At 64.2% G+C, this 14,496-nt stretch carries 9 protein-coding genes, 4 tRNA genes and 1 pseudogene; 9 read left to right on the top strand and 5 right to left on the bottom strand.

The window, feature by feature from the left end; translation table 11 throughout:
* Nucleotides 1-110 precede the first annotated feature (110 nt).
* Nucleotides 111-262: pseudogene (locus ACIP1G_RS23825) on the bottom strand (hypothetical protein); the annotation flags it as partial.
* A gap of 31 nt (nucleotides 263-293) precedes the next feature.
* Here ACIP1G_RS23825 and ACIP1G_RS23820 point away from each other — a divergent pair.
* Nucleotides 294-554: a hypothetical protein gene (locus ACIP1G_RS23820; RefSeq protein WP_400741260.1), complete on the top strand. Its 261-nt coding sequence runs from the start codon at nucleotides 294-296 to the stop codon at nucleotides 552-554.
* Between the two features lie 94 nt (nucleotides 555-648).
* Entirely contained in the window at nucleotides 649-2,526 is a 1,878-nt protein-coding gene (locus tag ACIP1G_RS23815; RefSeq protein WP_400741258.1) for an MFS transporter, read from the top strand.
* A gap of 9 nt (nucleotides 2,527-2,535) precedes the next feature.
* Here ACIP1G_RS23815 and sugE read toward each other — a convergent pair whose 3' ends face one another.
* The 3 genes from sugE to rdgC form a co-directional block, all read right to left on the bottom strand.
* On the bottom strand, nucleotides 2,536-2,853 hold the full coding sequence (gene sugE / locus ACIP1G_RS23810; protein ID WP_201206982.1) for a quaternary ammonium compound efflux SMR transporter SugE: 318 nt from the start codon (nucleotides 2,851-2,853) through the stop codon (nucleotides 2,536-2,538).
* A gap of 229 nt (nucleotides 2,854-3,082) precedes the next feature.
* Nucleotides 3,083-4,048, bottom strand: coding sequence for a bile acid:sodium symporter family protein (locus ACIP1G_RS23805; protein WP_400741257.1), 966 nt, complete (start codon nucleotides 4,046-4,048; stop codon nucleotides 3,083-3,085).
* Nucleotides 4,049-4,234: 186 nt separating this feature from the next.
* Nucleotides 4,235-5,155, bottom strand: coding sequence for a recombination-associated protein RdgC (rdgC, locus tag ACIP1G_RS23800; RefSeq protein ID WP_201206984.1), 921 nt, complete (start codon nucleotides 5,153-5,155; stop codon nucleotides 4,235-4,237).
* A 216-nt stretch (nucleotides 5,156-5,371) separates the two neighbouring features.
* Between rdgC and ACIP1G_RS23795 the strand changes: the two genes are divergently transcribed.
* The 4 genes from ACIP1G_RS23795 to ACIP1G_RS23780 all read left to right on the top strand — a co-directional run bounded on the left by ACIP1G_RS23795 (nucleotide 5,372) and on the right by ACIP1G_RS23780 (nucleotide 5,872).
* A tRNA-Val gene (locus ACIP1G_RS23795) sits at nucleotides 5,372-5,447 on the top strand.
* 13 nt (nucleotides 5,448-5,460) lie between these two features.
* Nucleotides 5,461-5,537: transfer RNA gene (locus tag ACIP1G_RS23790), tRNA-Asp, on the top strand.
* 169 nt (nucleotides 5,538-5,706) lie between these two features.
* A tRNA-Val gene (locus ACIP1G_RS23785) sits at nucleotides 5,707-5,782 on the top strand.
* A gap of 13 nt (nucleotides 5,783-5,795) precedes the next feature.
* Nucleotides 5,796-5,872, top strand: a tRNA-Asp gene (locus tag ACIP1G_RS23780).
* Between the two features lie 176 nt (nucleotides 5,873-6,048).
* Here the strand turns inward: ACIP1G_RS23780 and map are convergent.
* A complete protein-coding gene (gene map / locus ACIP1G_RS23775) occupies nucleotides 6,049-6,897 on the bottom strand; it encodes a type I methionyl aminopeptidase (RefSeq protein WP_400741256.1) in 849 nt (282 codons plus the stop codon).
* A 264-nt stretch (nucleotides 6,898-7,161) separates the two neighbouring features.
* Here map and ACIP1G_RS23770 point away from each other — a divergent pair, with 264 nt between their 5' ends.
* From ACIP1G_RS23770 to nirD, 3 genes are all read left to right on the top strand, one after another.
* Nucleotides 7,162-11,187 carry a molybdopterin-dependent oxidoreductase gene (locus tag ACIP1G_RS23770; protein WP_400741254.1) on the top strand — a complete coding sequence of 1,342 codons (4,026 nt, stop codon included), beginning with the start codon at nucleotides 7,162-7,164 and terminating at the stop codon, nucleotides 11,185-11,187.
* A gap of 294 nt (nucleotides 11,188-11,481) precedes the next feature.
* Nucleotides 11,482-14,034, top strand: a complete 2,553-nt coding sequence (gene nirB, locus ACIP1G_RS23765; RefSeq protein ID WP_400741253.1) for a nitrite reductase large subunit NirB — start codon at nucleotides 11,482-11,484, stop codon at nucleotides 14,032-14,034.
* Nucleotides 14,034-14,396: a nitrite reductase small subunit NirD gene (gene nirD, locus ACIP1G_RS23760; protein ID WP_400741251.1), complete on the top strand. Its 363-nt coding sequence runs from the start codon at nucleotides 14,034-14,036 to the stop codon at nucleotides 14,394-14,396. Before nirB ends, nirD begins: the two co-directional genes overlap by 1 nt.
* The last annotated feature ends 100 nt before the right edge of the window (nucleotides 14,397-14,496 follow it).

Genomic DNA, 14,496 nt, shown 5'->3' with positions numbered 1-14,496 from the left:
AGCGCCTGTACCGGCCTCTTCGCGGCTAAAGCCGCTCCTACAACAGGTGTGCGCTTGCGTTGTAGGAGCGGCTTTAGCCGCGAAGAGGCCGGTACAGGCTTACACAGCAATCACAGCCGGAACCGGCTGATCATCTGCTGCAACTGCCCACCCAACCGCGCCAGCTCCACACTGGACGCCGATGTCTGCTGACTCGCCTCGGCCGTCTGCTCGGAAATATCCCGCACTGTCACACACTACGGCTGATTTCCTCAGCCAGCGCTACCGACGAAGAAGCCCGTGAAGGCGACAACGTGGTCAACCGCGCCGTGGTGCAGATCGACCGACTGCCCAGTCAGGTGGGCGCTACCGGTGAGGCCATAAATGCCCTGCGCAGCGAAAGCCAGCGTATCGGCAAGGTGATGGAAGTGATCAAGGCGCGTGGCCAGCACGCCCATTTCCTGCTGTGCTGCGCGCATTGTCTGATAGGACGCGAAGCTCAGCGCCTGGTTGCCGGCATAGGCCTGCAAGGCCTCGCGGAGCCACTGAAAATAATGTCACTTGGCCATAGCTGAGCCGACGCTTGCCAGCCAACGTATTTCCCATGCAGATTTGTGGCCTGACGCGTCTGGCGCGCCTCCAATTGAAAAGCCTTCAGGACCAAGGACGATGAGTCACTCCTCGCAATTCACCTTGCTCGGCAAGCGGCGCTTCCTGCCGTTTTTCATCACTCAGTCGTTGGGTGCCTTCAACGACAACCTGTTCAAGCAGTCGCTGATCCTGGCGATCCTGTTCAAGCTCAGCCTGGGCGACGGTGACCGGTCGATCTGGGTCAACCTGTGCGCCTTGCTGTTCATCCTGCCGTTTTTCCTGTTCTCGGCGCTGGGCGGGCAGTTTGGCGAAAAGTTCGCCAAGGACGCACTGATCCGCGCGATCAAACTGGCTGAAATCGCCATCATGGCGATCGGCGCACTGGGCTTTATCACCAACCACCTGGCGCTGATGCTGGTGGCGCTGTTCGGCATGGGAACGCACTCGGCGCTGTTCGGCCCGGTGAAGTACTCGATCCTGCCGCAGGCCCTGCGTGAAGAAGAACTGGTCGGCGGCAACGGGCTGGTGGAAACCGGCACTTTCCTGGCCATCCTCGCCGGCACCATCGGCGCCGGGGTGATGATGTCGGCCGACAGCTACGCCACGGTGGTGGCCGGTGGCGTGGTCGGCACGGCGGTGCTCGGCTACCTGGCCAGCCGCTGGATCCCGCGGGCCGCTGCGGCCTCGCCGCACATGCCGCTGGACTGGAACATCTTCAAGCAGTCGTGGGCGATTTTGCGCATGGGCCTGGGCCAGCCGCCGGCAGTGTCGCGCTCGATCGTCGGCAACTCGTGGTTCTGGTTCATCGGCGCCATCTACCTCACCCAGATCCCGGCCTACGCCAAGGACTGGCTGCATGGTGACGGCACGGTGGTAACGCTGGTGCTAACGCTGTTCTCGGTGGGCATCGCGCTGGGTTCGCTGCTGTGCGAACGCCTTAGCGGGCGCAAGGTAGAAATCGGCCTGGTGCCGTTCGGCTCGTTCGGCCTGACCCTGTTCGGCCTGCTGTGGTGGTGGCACTCCGGCGATGTACCGGCTGCGGCGGCGCCGCACGATTGGCTGGCGCTGTTGGGCATGAGCCAGGCCTGGTGGATCCTGCTGTCGATCGTCGGCCTGGGCGTGTTCGGCGGCTTCTATATCGTGCCGCTGTATGCGCTGATCCAGGCGCGTACGGCCGAGGACCAGCGCGCCCGGGTGATTGCCGCCAACAACATCCTCAATGCCTTGTTCATGGTGGTGTCTGCGGTGCTCACCATCATCCTGCTGGGCCTGGCCGAGCTGAGCATTCCGCAGCTGTTCCTGGTGGTGTCGCTGCTCAACATCGCGGTCAACGCCTATATCTTCAGGATCGTGCCCGAGTTCACCATGCGCTTCCTGATCTGGCTGCTCAGCCATTCGATGTACCGCGTGCAGCACCGCGACCTGGAGCGTATCCCCGATGAAGGCGCGGCGTTGCTGGTGTGCAACCACGTATCGTTCGTCGATGCGCTGCTGCTGGGCGGGGCGATTCGCCGGCCGATCCGCTTTGTCATGTACTACAAGATCTACAACCTGCCGGTGCTCAATTTCGTGTTCCGCACTGCCGGCGCCATCCCGATTGCCGGGCGCAACGAAGACCTGGCTACCTACGAACGGGCCTTTGCACGCATTGCCGAATACCTGGCCGATGGCGAGCTGGTGTGCATCTTCCCGGAAGGCAAGCTGACCGGGGATGGCGAGATCGATGTGTTCAGGGGTGGCGTCAACCGCATCCTCGAAGAAACGCCAGTGCCGGTGATTCCGCTGGCCTTGCAGGGGCTGTGGGGCAGCTTCTTCAGCCGTGACCCGGCCAAGGGCTTCTTCAAGCGTTTGTGGTCGCGGGTGACCATCGTGGCGGGCGCCGCCATCCCGGTGGAGGCGGCGCAGCCAGATGCATTGCGTGAGCAGGTAAGCCGCCTGCGCGGCAACCTGCGTTAGGGGAGGGGGTTAGCTGGCGCTGACCTTCAGGCCGACCAGGCCGATGATGATCAGCGCCACGCTGGCCAGGCGTACCAGCGCCATCGACTCGCCGAACAGGATGATGCCGGCGATCACTGTGCCCACGGCGCCAACGCCGGTCCAGATGGCATAGGCGGTGCCCAGCGGCAGTTCCTTCATGGCCAGGCCCAGCAAGCCCAGGCTGATGGCCATGGCGGCAACGGTCAGTACAGTGGGCAGTGGCTTGCTGAAGCCGTCGGTGTATTTCAGGCCAACGGCCCAGCCGACCTCGAACAGGCCGGCGAAGAACAGGATGATCCAGGACATGGTGCGTCTCCATCGTTGCAAATGATGGGGCCGTCCCCGGAGTGGTCACGCGGTGCGTCGTGAGGCCGTCCTCACAGTGGGCGATATGGTGCACACCTGAAAGGTTCAGGGCAAGCCTGTACCGGCCCTATCGCGGGTAAACCCGCTCCCACAGGACCACCACAGATTCGGACATTGTGGTGACCCTGTGGGAGCGGGTTTACCCGCGAAGAGGCCCGCACAGGCACCATCAATGCCTGGCCGGCTCCACCCCTTCAGCCTCAACCCCAGGCTCACCCATCCGCCGGAACCAGGTCGACAGCAGCGCCCCGGAAATATTGTGCCAAACGCTGAACAACGCACTCGGCACCGCCGCCAGCGGCGAAAAATGCGCCGCCGCCAGCGCCGCCCCCAGCCCGGAGTTCTGCATGCCCACCTCCAGCGCCAGCGACTTGCGCTGGGCCAGCGGCAGCTTGCACAGCTTGCCGGTCAGGTACCCCAGCAAATAGCCAAAGGTGTTGTGCAGCATCACCACCGCCATGATCAGCAGCCCCGACTCGGCGATCTTCGCCTGGCTGGCCGCCACCACCGCGCACACGATCATCACGATGCTCACCACCGACACCAGCGGCAGCACCTGCACCGCCGCTTGCACCCGGGCACCGAGCAGGCGCTGGGCCACTACGCCGAGCACGATCGGCAGCATCACCAACTGCAGGATCGACCAGAACATGTCCATGAAGGACACCGGCAACCAGGCCGAGGCCAGGAACCAGATCAGCGCCGGGGTCAGTAGCGGGGCCAGCAGGGTGGTTACCGCAGCAATCGCTACCGCCAGCGCCAGATCGCCACGGGACAGCCACACCATCACGTTCGACGCCGTGCCGCTCGGGCAGCAGCCAACCAGGATCACCCCCACGGCAATTTCCGGCGGCAGGTGGAACAGCTGGCACAGCAGCCAGGCCATGCCCGGCATGATCACGAAGTGCGCGACCACCCCCAGCATCACCCGCCAAGGCTGGCGGGCGAGGGCGGCGAAGTCGTCGAGCTTGAGGGTAAGGCCCATGCCGAACATCACCAGGCCCAGCAGCGGCACGATGGCTACCTTCAGGGCGATGAACCATTGGGGTTGCAGGAAGGCCAGCACGGCGAACACCAGCACCCACAGGGCGAAGGTGTTGCCGACGAAGCGGCTGAGGGCGGCGAGGGCACGCATGGGGGGCAATTCCTTTTCTATTTATATCTTTACTGGATTCACTGGCCCTTTCGCGGGTGAACCCGCTCCTACAGGAACTGCGCAGGCCTCAAATGTGGCGCGGTACCTGTAGGAGCGGGTTCACCCGCGAAAGGGCCGGTACAGGCAAAAAATCACTTTCAAGCCTGCACCGGCATTTCATACCACTCAGACCCCTTGCGGAATCTCCTCACCACCCAGCGCCTCGAACAGCACCGGCAGGAATTCGGCAAAGGTCATCATCATCAACTGGAAGCTGGCATCGAACTGCTGCGCAGCTTCATCGCCACCGTCCTGCTCGGCCTGCTCCTGCAGCAGCTCTTCGAACTTCAGGCGCTTGATCACCATCTTGTCGTCCAGAATGAACGACAGCTTGTCCTGCCAGGCCAGGGCCAGCTGGGTGACCACCTTGCCAGTGCTCAGGTGCAGCTGGATTTCCTCGCTGGTCAGGTCCTGGCGCTTGCAACGCACGATGCCACCGTCTTCGGCGGTGTCGCGCAGTTCGCACTCGTCCAGCACATAGAAGCCTTCGGCGGCCTGCTGCGACTTGACCCAGTCGGTCATGGTGGCAACCGGGGCAATTTTCACCGTGGCCGGACGTACCGGCAGCGAGCCCATCACTTCACGCAGGGTCGACAGCAGGTCTTCGGCACGCTTGGCGCTGGCCGAGTTGACCAGGATCACACCCTGGCGCGGGGCGATGGCGGCGAAGATCATCGAGCGGCGGATGAACGCTCGCGGCAGGAAGGCCTGGATGATCTCGTCCTTGATCTGGTCGCGTTCCTTTTTGTAGACCTTGCGCATCTGCTCGGTCTCGATCTCTTCGACCTTTTCCTTGACCGCGTCGTTGACCACGCTGCTCGGCAGGATGCGTTCTTCTTTACGTGCGGCAATCAGCAGGTACTCGCCACTGACATGCACCAGGGGAGCGTCTTCGCCTTTGCCGAACGGCGCGACGAAACCATAGGTGGTCAGCTCCTGGCTGGCGCAAGGGCGGGCCGGCTTGCTGGCCAGGGCGGCTTCCAGCGCTTCAGGCTCGAACGGTACATCCTGGGTCAGGCGGTAGGTCAGCAGGTTCTTGAACCACATGAGGGGCAATCTCTCCTTAATGCATAAGGCGGGCATTATTCTCCGAGCAGTGCTCTCAGGCCAACCCTGTCAGAGGGCCAGTAGCGGTCGAAAGCTGAATAAAGCGCCCGGCAACGCTAGGTCTTTGAAAGGCTTGGGGTTTTTTTTGAAAAAAATTTAAAAAGTGCTTGCCAGGGTGTAGGGCCGTCCGTAGAATGCGCCCCACACCGAGACGAAGGGTGATTAGCTCAGCCGGGAGAGCATCTGCCTTACAAGCAGAGGGTCGGCGGTTCGATCCCGTCATCACCCACCACTCGATGTATAGCGCAGCGGTAGTTCAGTCGGTTAGAATACCGGCCTGTCACGCCGGGGGTCGCGGGTTCGAGTCCCGTCCGCTGCGCCATATTCCACTTCCAGGGCCCACTGAACACCCGGAAGTAACAAAGAAAGCGACCTTAGGGTCGCTTTTTTTGTGCCTGATTCTTGGTAGTTTATTTTTTTTGCAAAATCTTCGATAAGTGCTTGCCAGAGCGCCAAGTCGCCCGTAGAATGCGCGCCACACCGAGAGACATGGGTGATTAGCTCAGCCGGGAGAGCATCTGCCTTACAAGCAGAGGGTCGGCGGTTCGATCCCGTCATCACCCACCACTCGATGTATAGCGCAGCGGTAGTTCAGTCGGTTAGAATACCGGCCTGTCACGCCGGGGGTCGCGGGTTCGAGTCCCGTCCGCTGCGCCATATTCCACTTCCAGGGCCCACTGAACACCCGGAAGTAACAAAAAAAGCGACCTTAGGGTCGCTTTTTTTGTTTGTGCTGTCTGCCAAATAACACACTGGCGCCACCTACCCAGTGGGAGCAACTGTCCTGTGCTGCCTGTATTGGCCTCATCGCCGGCAAGGCAGCCCCAGCAATCTCAGCTACGACGCTCCTCTTCCCGCAACGTCAGCACCTCAAACCCATCCTCAGTCACCGCCACGGTATGCTCCCACTGCGCCGACAAGCTGTGGTCCCGGGTAATCACCGTCCAGCCATCCTTCAACTCGCGTGTGCCACGCCCACCCTGGTTGATCATCGGCTCGATGGTAAACACCATGCCCGGCTTCAGCTTCATGCCCATGCCGCGCGCGCCAAAGTGCAGCACCTCCGGCCCCTCATGCATCTGCTGGCCAATGCCATGCCCGCAATACTCGCGCACCACGCTGTAGCCCGCCGCCTCGGCATGGGCCTGCACGGCATGGCCGATATCACCCAGCGTCGCCCCCGGGCGCACCTGTTCGATGCCTTTCCACAGCGCCTCATAGGTGGTGTCGACCAAGCGCCGGGCCTCATCGCTGATCTGCCCGATGCTGTACATCTTCGACGAGTCGGCAATGTAGCCGCCCTGTTCCAGGGTGATGTCGACGTTGATGATCGAACCTTCCTTCAGCACTTCATCGACCTTGGGCATGCCGTGGCACACCACATGGTCCACCGAAGTATTGAGCGAGTACGGGAAGCCGTACTGGCCCTTGCTCGCTGGCCGCGCCTTGAGCGTATCGACGATGAACGCCTCGGCGCGGTCGTTGATCTGCATGGTGGTCACGCCGGGGCGGATGAAGCTGTCGAGGTCGGCGAACACCTGGGCCAGTAGCTGGCCGGCGCGGCGCATCAAGTCGAGTTGGGCGGGGGTCTTGAGGGTCACCTGGGACATGGGGGGAGGGCAGTTGCTCATGCTGGAATGTGCCCCAGCATAGCGCCAGCGGGCGTTGGGTTGCCACTGCATGGTGCGTTCCCTGTGTCGGCCTCTTCGCGGGTGAACCCGCTCCTAAAGGACAGCATCGCCCTCAGGCCCTGTGATATCGCTGTAGGAGCGGGTTTACCCGCGAAAGGGCCGGTCCAGCTGGCCCATTAATTGCTGATCTACCTCCATCCCGGGCCATCAACGTCGACAGCCCACAAAACCTCACGACAAAGGCGCCGTGTTGCCCCGCTTGCTCAGCAAGCCGGGGCAGCCGGCGCCTTTTTGCGTTCCTACAGGAGCCCGCCCATGGCCAACAGCGAAGTACGCAGCGTCTGCCCCTACTGCGGCGTCGGTTGCGGCATCGTCATGAGCGTTGCCGATGGCAAGGTCGGCAAGATCAGCGGCGACAAGCAGCACCCCAGCAACTTTGGCCGCCTGTGCACCAAAGGCCTCACCGCACATGTGCCACTGACGGCCGCCGGGCGCATGGAAGATGCCTATGTGCGCCAGCAGCGCAGCCAGCAGCCGGTGCGCGCCAGCATGGACCAGGCCATTGCCGACGCCGCCGCGCGCCTGCGCGGCATCATCGACCAGCACGGTCCCGACGCCGTGGCGCTGTACGTTTCCGGGCAGATGTCGCTGGAGGCGCAGTACCTGGCCAACAAGCTGGCCAAGGGTTTCATCCGCACCCGCCACATCGAATCCAACTCGCGGCTGTGCATGGCCAGCGCCGGCAGCGGCTACAAGCTCTCGCTCGGCGCAGACGGCCCACCCGGTAGCTACCAGGACTTCGAGCACGCCGAGGTATTCCTGGTAATCGGCGCCAACATGGCCGACTGCCACCCGATCCTGTTCCTGCGCCTGCTCGACCGGGTCAAGGCCGGGGCCAGGCTGATCGTCGTCGACCCGCGGCGCAGCACCACCGCCGACAAGGCCGACCTGTTCCTGCAGGTGCGCCCCGGCAGTGACATGGCCTTGCTCAATGGCCTGTTGCACCTGTTGCAGCGCAACGGCCATACCAACCCCGACTTCATCGCCCGCCACACCGAAGGCTGGGACGAATTACCGGCCTTCCTCGACGACTACACGCCTGAGCGCGTGGCCGCCATCACCGGGCTGGCCGAAGCCGACATCATCAAGGCCGCCGAATGGATTGGTACTGCCAACAGCTGGATGAGCTGCTGGACCATGGGCCTGAACCAGAGCATCCATGGCACCTGGCACACTAACGCCATCTGCAACCTGCACCTGGCCACCGGTGCCATCTGCCGCCCCGGCAGTGGGCCGTTCTCGCTGACCGGCCAGCCCAACGCCATGGGCGGCCGCGAGATGGGCTACATGGGCCCCGGCCTGCCCGGTCAGCGCTCGGCACTGGTGGCGCAAGACCGCGCCTTCGTCGAGCAGCAGTGGCAATTGCCCCCAGGCAGCCTGCGCTGCGAAGGCGGCGAGGGCACGGTGGCGCTGTTCGAGCAGATGAAAAGCGGCGAGGTAAAGGCTTGCTGGGTCATCTGCAGCAACCCGGTGGCCAGCGTCGCCAACCGCCAGCAGGTGATCGACGGCCTGCGCCAGGCTGAACTGGTGATTACCCAGGATGCCTTCCTCGACACTGAAACCAACCGCTACGCCGACATCCTTTTGCCGGCCGCGCTGTGGGCCGAAGGTGAAGGCGTGATGATCAACAGTGAGCGCAACCTTACCCTGATGCCGCGCGCCGTCGAGCCGCCCGGGCAGAGCCTGCCGGACTGGCAGATCATTGCCCGGGTCGCCTGCGCCATGGGCTACGCCGAGGCCTTCGACTACCCCGATGCCGAAGCGGTGTATGAAGAAATCCGCCGCTTCCACAACCCGGCAACCGGCTACGACCTGCGCGGCATCGGCTATGCCGAGCTGCGTCAGCAACCCCACCAGTGGCCCAGCGCGCCGGGTCGTGAAGACGACCGCAGCCCACTGCGCTACCTCAATGACGGCAGCAGCCAGACGCTGCTGCAGGATGCCCAGGGCGAGCACCCGGCACTGGCCTTTCCGACCACCAGTGGCAAGGCCCGCTTCTTCGCCCGGCCGTGGTTGCCGGCACCCGAGCTGCCGGATGACGACTACCCGATGGTGCTGAATACAGGCCGCGTGCAGCACCAGTGGCACACGCTGACCAAGACCGGCAAGGTGCCGGCGCTGAACAAGCTGGAGCCAGGCCCCTTCGTCGAAATCCACCCCGAAGATGCCGCCCGGCTAGGCATTGCTGAAAAGGATCAGGTGGCCATTTGCTCACGCCGTGGCCAAACCGTGCTGCCCGCGCGCATCAGCGAGCGGGTCATGCCCGGCAACTGCTTCGCACCGTTCCACTGGAACGACCTGGTCGGCGAGCAACTGGCAATCAATGCCGTGACCTGCGACGCGGTCGACCCGCTGTCGCTGCAACCCGCCTTCAAGCACTGCGCCGTGGCCCTGCAGCGGGTCGCCGGCGAGCGCATCGACGCCCTTGACCTGAACACTGCCACTTCGGAGCCTGCCCGCATGCCGACTGCAACCCTGTCCCGTCTGCTTGGCCTGGACTCCCTGCCAGCCCCGGTGCTGGTCGAAGAAGAACGCCACTACCTGCAAGGCTTTCTGCTGGGCCTGGACCAGGCCCGCGCCGAGGGCGTGCCCAGCCTGCCGGCCAGTGCGCCGCTGGCCGCCAACCGCCGGCTGTTTGTCGATGGCCTGCTGGCCGGGCTGTTCGCCCAGCCGGCAGTGCAGCCCGTTATGGCGCAGGCCGCGCCACGGCACCAGGTGCTGTGGGCCTCGCAGACGGGTAATGGCGAGCAGTTGGCCGAGCGCTGTGCCCAGCGCCTGCGCAGTGCAGGCCTGGAGGTTCAGCTCAACTGCATGGAAGCGGTCAGCCCGCAGCAACTTCAGGGCGCTGCCAGCGTGGTGTTGATCGCCAGCACCTTCGGCGATGGCGATGCGCCCGACAGCGCGGCGACGTTCTGGCAGGCCTTGCAAGGCGAGCAGGGCGCCCACTGCGCCGAGCTGCCCTATGCCGTGCTGGCCCTGGGTGACTCCAGTTACGACCAGTTCTGCGGTTTTGGCCGCAAGCTCGACCAGCGCCTGGCCGAACTGGGTGGCCGGCGCCTGCTGCAGCGGGTGGACTGCGAGCCAGACTATGACCAAGCCTTTGCTGGCTGGCTCGACGCGCTGCTGCCCACGCTGGGCAGTGCTGCGGCAGCGCAACCGGTCAGCGAGCCAAAGCCCATGGCGGCCTACAGCAAGCAGCAGCCCTGGGCCGCCACCCTGCTGGAAAATCGCCTGCTCAACGGCCCCGGTGCCAGCAAGGAAACCCGCCAGCTGGTCTTCGACCTGAGCGGCAGCGGTTTCAGCTACGCGGCCGGTGATGCGCTCGGGGTGTGGCCAAGCAATTGCCCGGCCTTGGTCGACGAATTGCTGGCGCTGATGCAGCTCGATGGCCAGGCCATGGTCGAGCTGAAGGGCCAGCCCGCCATGCCACTGGCCGATGCCCTGCAAACGCACCTGGAGATCGCTAAGGTCACCCCGCAGCAACTTCAGGCCTTCGCCAGCAATGCCCCAGACCTGCAGCGCCTGCTGCAGCCCGAGTGCAAGGCCGAACTGCAGGACTGGCTGTGGGGCCGGCAGCTGGTCGACGTGTTGCGCGCCTTCCCCCAGCAGCTGCCGCTGGCCAGCTGGCTTGAGTTGCTCAAACCGTTGCAGCCCCGGCTCTACTCGATCAGCTCCAGCCCGCTGGCACACCCGCAGCAGGTGCACCTGACCGTCTCGACGGTGCGCTATGGCGAACGAAAAGGTGTGTGCTCAAGCTTCCTTGCCGACCGTGCGCAGGCGTTGAAGGTGGCAATCTTCCCGCAGGTGTCGAAGCACTTCCGCCTGCCCGAGGACGACAGCGTGCCGGTAATCATGGTCGGGCCCGGCACCGGCATTGCACCGTTCCGTGCCTTCCTCGAAGAACGTGAAGTACGAGGGGCGAAAGGGGGTAACTGGCTGTTCTTTGGTGAGCAGTACGCGGCCACCGATTTCTATTACCAGGAGCAGCTGCAAGCCTGGCAGCAAGCCGGGCACTTGCGGCTGGACACGGCGTTTTCGCGCGACCAGGCGCAGAAGATTTATGTCCAGCAGCGCATGCTCGAACAGGGCGCACAGCTGTGGCAGTGGCTGGAGGCGGGCGCTTACTTCTATGTCTGTGGCGATGCTCAGCGCATGGCCAAGGATGTGGATGCGGCGTTGCGGGCGATCGTGGCCGAGCATGGCGGGATGGATGCGGCGGCCGCTGCGGCTTATGTCGAAGGGTTGGGCAAGGCCAAGCGCTATCGGCGGGATGTGTATTGATGTGCTCCAGGATGGGGATGAATGCACCGTGAATGTGCATGGCTGTGCCGGCCCCTTCGCGGGTGAACCCGCTCCTACACAGGTCTTCATACCCCTACAGGCCGTGTAGGAGCGGGTTTACCCGCGAAGAGGCCAGCACAGGCAATCCAGTTGGCACACTCCCTGCTTTACCCCTGTTACAACAAAGCCCACTGATCAACGGCGATCAACCCGGGCCCCCTACCGTGATGAATACAGGCAAAGGCGCCTGGAGCTTCGGCTCCAGGCGCTTTTTTTTTGATCGAGGATCGGCTTATGAAGGCAACAGCGAGCAGCGGGCAACGAGAGCGACTGGTCATCGTCGGCAACGGCATGGTCGGCCACCATTGTGTCGAACAACTGGTCAGCCGCGGCGCCTTGCAGCGCTTCGAAGTGCGGGTGTTCGGCGAAGAGCGCCAACGTGCCTACGACCGCGTGCACCTGTCCGAATACTTCGGCGGCAGCTGTGCCGAAACCCTGGCCCTGTGCGAGCACGATTTCTACAACACCAACGACGTGCACCTGCACCTCGGCGAAGCGGTGCTGGAGATCGATCGCGAGCGCTGTGAAGTGGTCACCGCCGAGGGCCGCTACGGCTACGACCAACTCGTGCTGGCCACCGGCTCGTACCCCTTCGTGCCGCCGATTGAAGGCTCCAGCGGCAATGCCCGCCTGGTCTACCGCACCCTCGACGATCTCGATGGCATTCGTGCTGCCGCAGCCAATGCGCGCCGTGGTGTTGTTGTCGGCGGTGGCCTGCTCGGCCTGGAAGCGGCCAACGCCCTCAAGTCGCTGGGCCTGGAAGCCCACGTGGTGGAATTCGCCCCACGGCTGATGCCGGTGCAGCTGGACGGCGAGGGCGGTGCCGCGCTCAAGGCGCAGATCGAAGCCCTGGGCGTCGGCGTGCACCTGTCGCGCGCCACCCAGTCGATCAGCGCCGGTGAAGTCTACCGCTACCGCATGAACTTCGATGGCGGCGAGCACCTGGAAACCGACCTGATCGTGTTCTCCGCAGGTATTCGCCCGCAGGATGCGCTGGGCCGCGCCAGCGGCCTGGACATCGCCGCGCGTGGCGGCGTGGTGATCGACAACCACTGCCGCAGCAGCGACCCACGCATCTTCGCCATCGGCGAATGCGCGTCGTGGAACGGCAGCGTGTTCGGCCTGGTCGCCCCAGGCTACAGCATGGCGCGCAACCTGGCGGCGTTGCTGATGGGCGAGGCAGCGGTGGCCTTCACTGGTGCCGACATGTCGACCAAGCTCAAGCTGCTGGGCGTGGATGTCGGCTCGATCGGCGATGCCCACGGCGCCACCCCGGGTGCACGCAGCTACCGCTTCATCGACGAAGCCAACAGCGCCTACCGCCGGCTGGTGGTGGATGCCAGCGGCAAGCACGTGCTCGGCGCGGTGCTGGTCGGCGACAACAGCTACTACGACACCCTGCTGCAGTACGCCCAGAACGGCATCGCCCTGCCGGCCGACCCGGCGGCGCTGATCTTGCCGCAGGGCGGTGGCGCGCCGGCCCTGGGCGCTGATGCACTGCCAGACAGCGCGACCATCTGCTCTTGCCACAACGTCAGCAAGGGTGCGGTCTGCGCTGCCATCGACAGCGGTTGCAGCGACCTCGCCGCCGTCAAGGGCTGCACCAAGGCCGCCAGCGGTTGCGGCGGTTGTGCTGCCTTGCTCAAGCAGGTATTCGAGCACGAACTGACTGCCCGTGGCGTGGCGGTGGACAAGAGCCTGTGCGAGCACTTCGCCTACACCCGGCAAGAGCTGTACGGCCTGGTGCGGGTAGAGGGCATCCGTACTTTCAGCGAGCTGCTCGAACGCCATGGCAAAGGCCACACCGGCTGTGACATCTGCAAGCCGGCAGTGGGCAACATTCTCGCCTCGTGCTGGAACCAGCCGATCATGGACCCGGCGCTGGTGCCGCTGCAGGACACCAACGACACCTTCATGGCCAATATGCAGAAGAACGGCACCTACTCGGTAGTGCCGCGCATCCCCGGCGGTGAAATCACCCCCGACAAGCTCATCGTCATCGGCCAGGTGGCGAAAAAGTACGACCTCTACACCAAGATCACCGGCGGCCAGCGCATCGACCTGTTCGGCGCCCAACTGCACGAACTGCCGTTGATCTGGGGCGAGCTGATCGAAGCAGGCTTCGAGACTGGCCACGCTTATGGCAAATCGACCCGCACGGTGAAGTCGTGCGTTGGCAGCACCTGGTGCCGCTACGGCGTGCAGGACAGCGTCGCCATGGCCTTGCGCCTGGAAGACCGCTACAAGGGGCTGCGCAGCCCGCACAAGCTCAAGTTCGCGGTATCCGGCTGCACCCGCGAATGTGCCGAGGCGCAAAGCAAGGACATCGGTGTGATCGCCACCGACAAGGGCTGGAACCTGTACGTCTGCGGTAACGGCGGCATGCGCCCACGGCATGCCGAGCTGTTCGCCACCGACCTCGACGACGAAACCCTGGTGCGCCTGATCGACCGTGTGCTGATGTTCTACATCCGTACTGCCGACAAGCTGCAGCGCACCTCGGTATGGCGCGAGAACCTGGAGGGCGGGCTGGACTACCTGAAGCAGGTGGTGATCGACGACAGCCTGGGCCTGGCCAGCGAGCTGGAAGCGCAGATGCAGCATGTGGTCGACCAGTATGAATGCGAATGGGCTAACGCCCTCAACGACCCCGAGAAGCTCAAGCGCTTCCGCACCTTCGTCAACGACCGCCGTGCCGACCCGGACGTGCACTTTGTGCGCGAACGTGAGCAACGCCGGCCTGTTGCACCACTGCACCTGATCCCTACTGTCGAGGAGGCTGTCTGATGAACCTGTCCAATGCTGCTGTGAAAACCCGAGAGAACTGGCAGGCGGTGTGCCAGGCGCAAGACCTGGTGGCCGATTCCGGCGTGGTGGTGTGGCTCGACGGGGCCCAGGTGGCGCTGTTCTACCTGCCAGGGCAGGCCCAGCCGCTGTACGCGGTGGACAACCGCGACCCACGCTCCGGCGCCAATATCATCGGCCGCGGGCTGGTGGGCAGTGTGCAGGGTGAGCTGGTGGTGGCGGCGCCGTTGTACAAGCAGCATTTCAGCCTGCAGAGCGGGGCGTGCCTGGAGGATGGCGGGCAGCGGTTGCGGGTGTGGCCGGTGCGCTTGAATGGTGAGGCGGTGGAGTTGGCGGTAGCCTGATATTCATCTGCTGCCTGCACGGGCCTCTTCGCGGGTAAACCCGCTCCTACAAGGATTTCCACCGCTCTCCAGACCTGTGTAGGAGCGGGTTTACCCGCGA

This window comes from Pseudomonas sp. NPDC089392, from assembly GCF_044749595.1.
GTDB lineage: Bacteria > Pseudomonadota > Gammaproteobacteria > Pseudomonadales > Pseudomonadaceae > Aquipseudomonas.
This window is presented reverse-complemented; position numbering and strand designations above follow the sequence as displayed.

What these genes read in the sequence shown, in the direction of transcription:
- ACIP1G_RS23815 (WP_400741258.1), top strand. Translation starts at nt 649, where the DNA reads ATGAGTCACTCCTCGCAATTCACCTTGCTCGGCAAGCGGCGCTTCCTG.
- nirD (WP_400741251.1), top strand. Translation starts at nt 14,034, where the DNA reads ATGAACCTGTCCAATGCTGCTGTGAAAACCCGAGAGAACTGGCAGGCG.
- rdgC (WP_201206984.1), bottom strand. Translation starts at nt 5,155, where the DNA reads ATGTGGTTCAAGAACCTGCTGACCTACCGCCTGACCCAGGATGTACCG.
- sugE (WP_201206982.1), bottom strand. Translation starts at nt 2,853, where the DNA reads ATGTCCTGGATCATCCTGTTCTTCGCCGGCCTGTTCGAGGTCGGCTGG.
- map (WP_400741256.1), bottom strand. Translation starts at nt 6,897, where the DNA reads ATGCAGTGGCAACCCAACGCCCGCTGGCGCTATGCTGGGGCACATTCC.
- nirB (WP_400741253.1), top strand. Translation starts at nt 11,482, where the DNA reads ATGAAGGCAACAGCGAGCAGCGGGCAACGAGAGCGACTGGTCATCGTC.
- ACIP1G_RS23805 (WP_400741257.1), bottom strand. Translation starts at nt 4,048, where the DNA reads ATGCGTGCCCTCGCCGCCCTCAGCCGCTTCGTCGGCAACACCTTCGCC.
- ACIP1G_RS23770 (WP_400741254.1), top strand. Translation starts at nt 7,162, where the DNA reads ATGGCCAACAGCGAAGTACGCAGCGTCTGCCCCTACTGCGGCGTCGGT.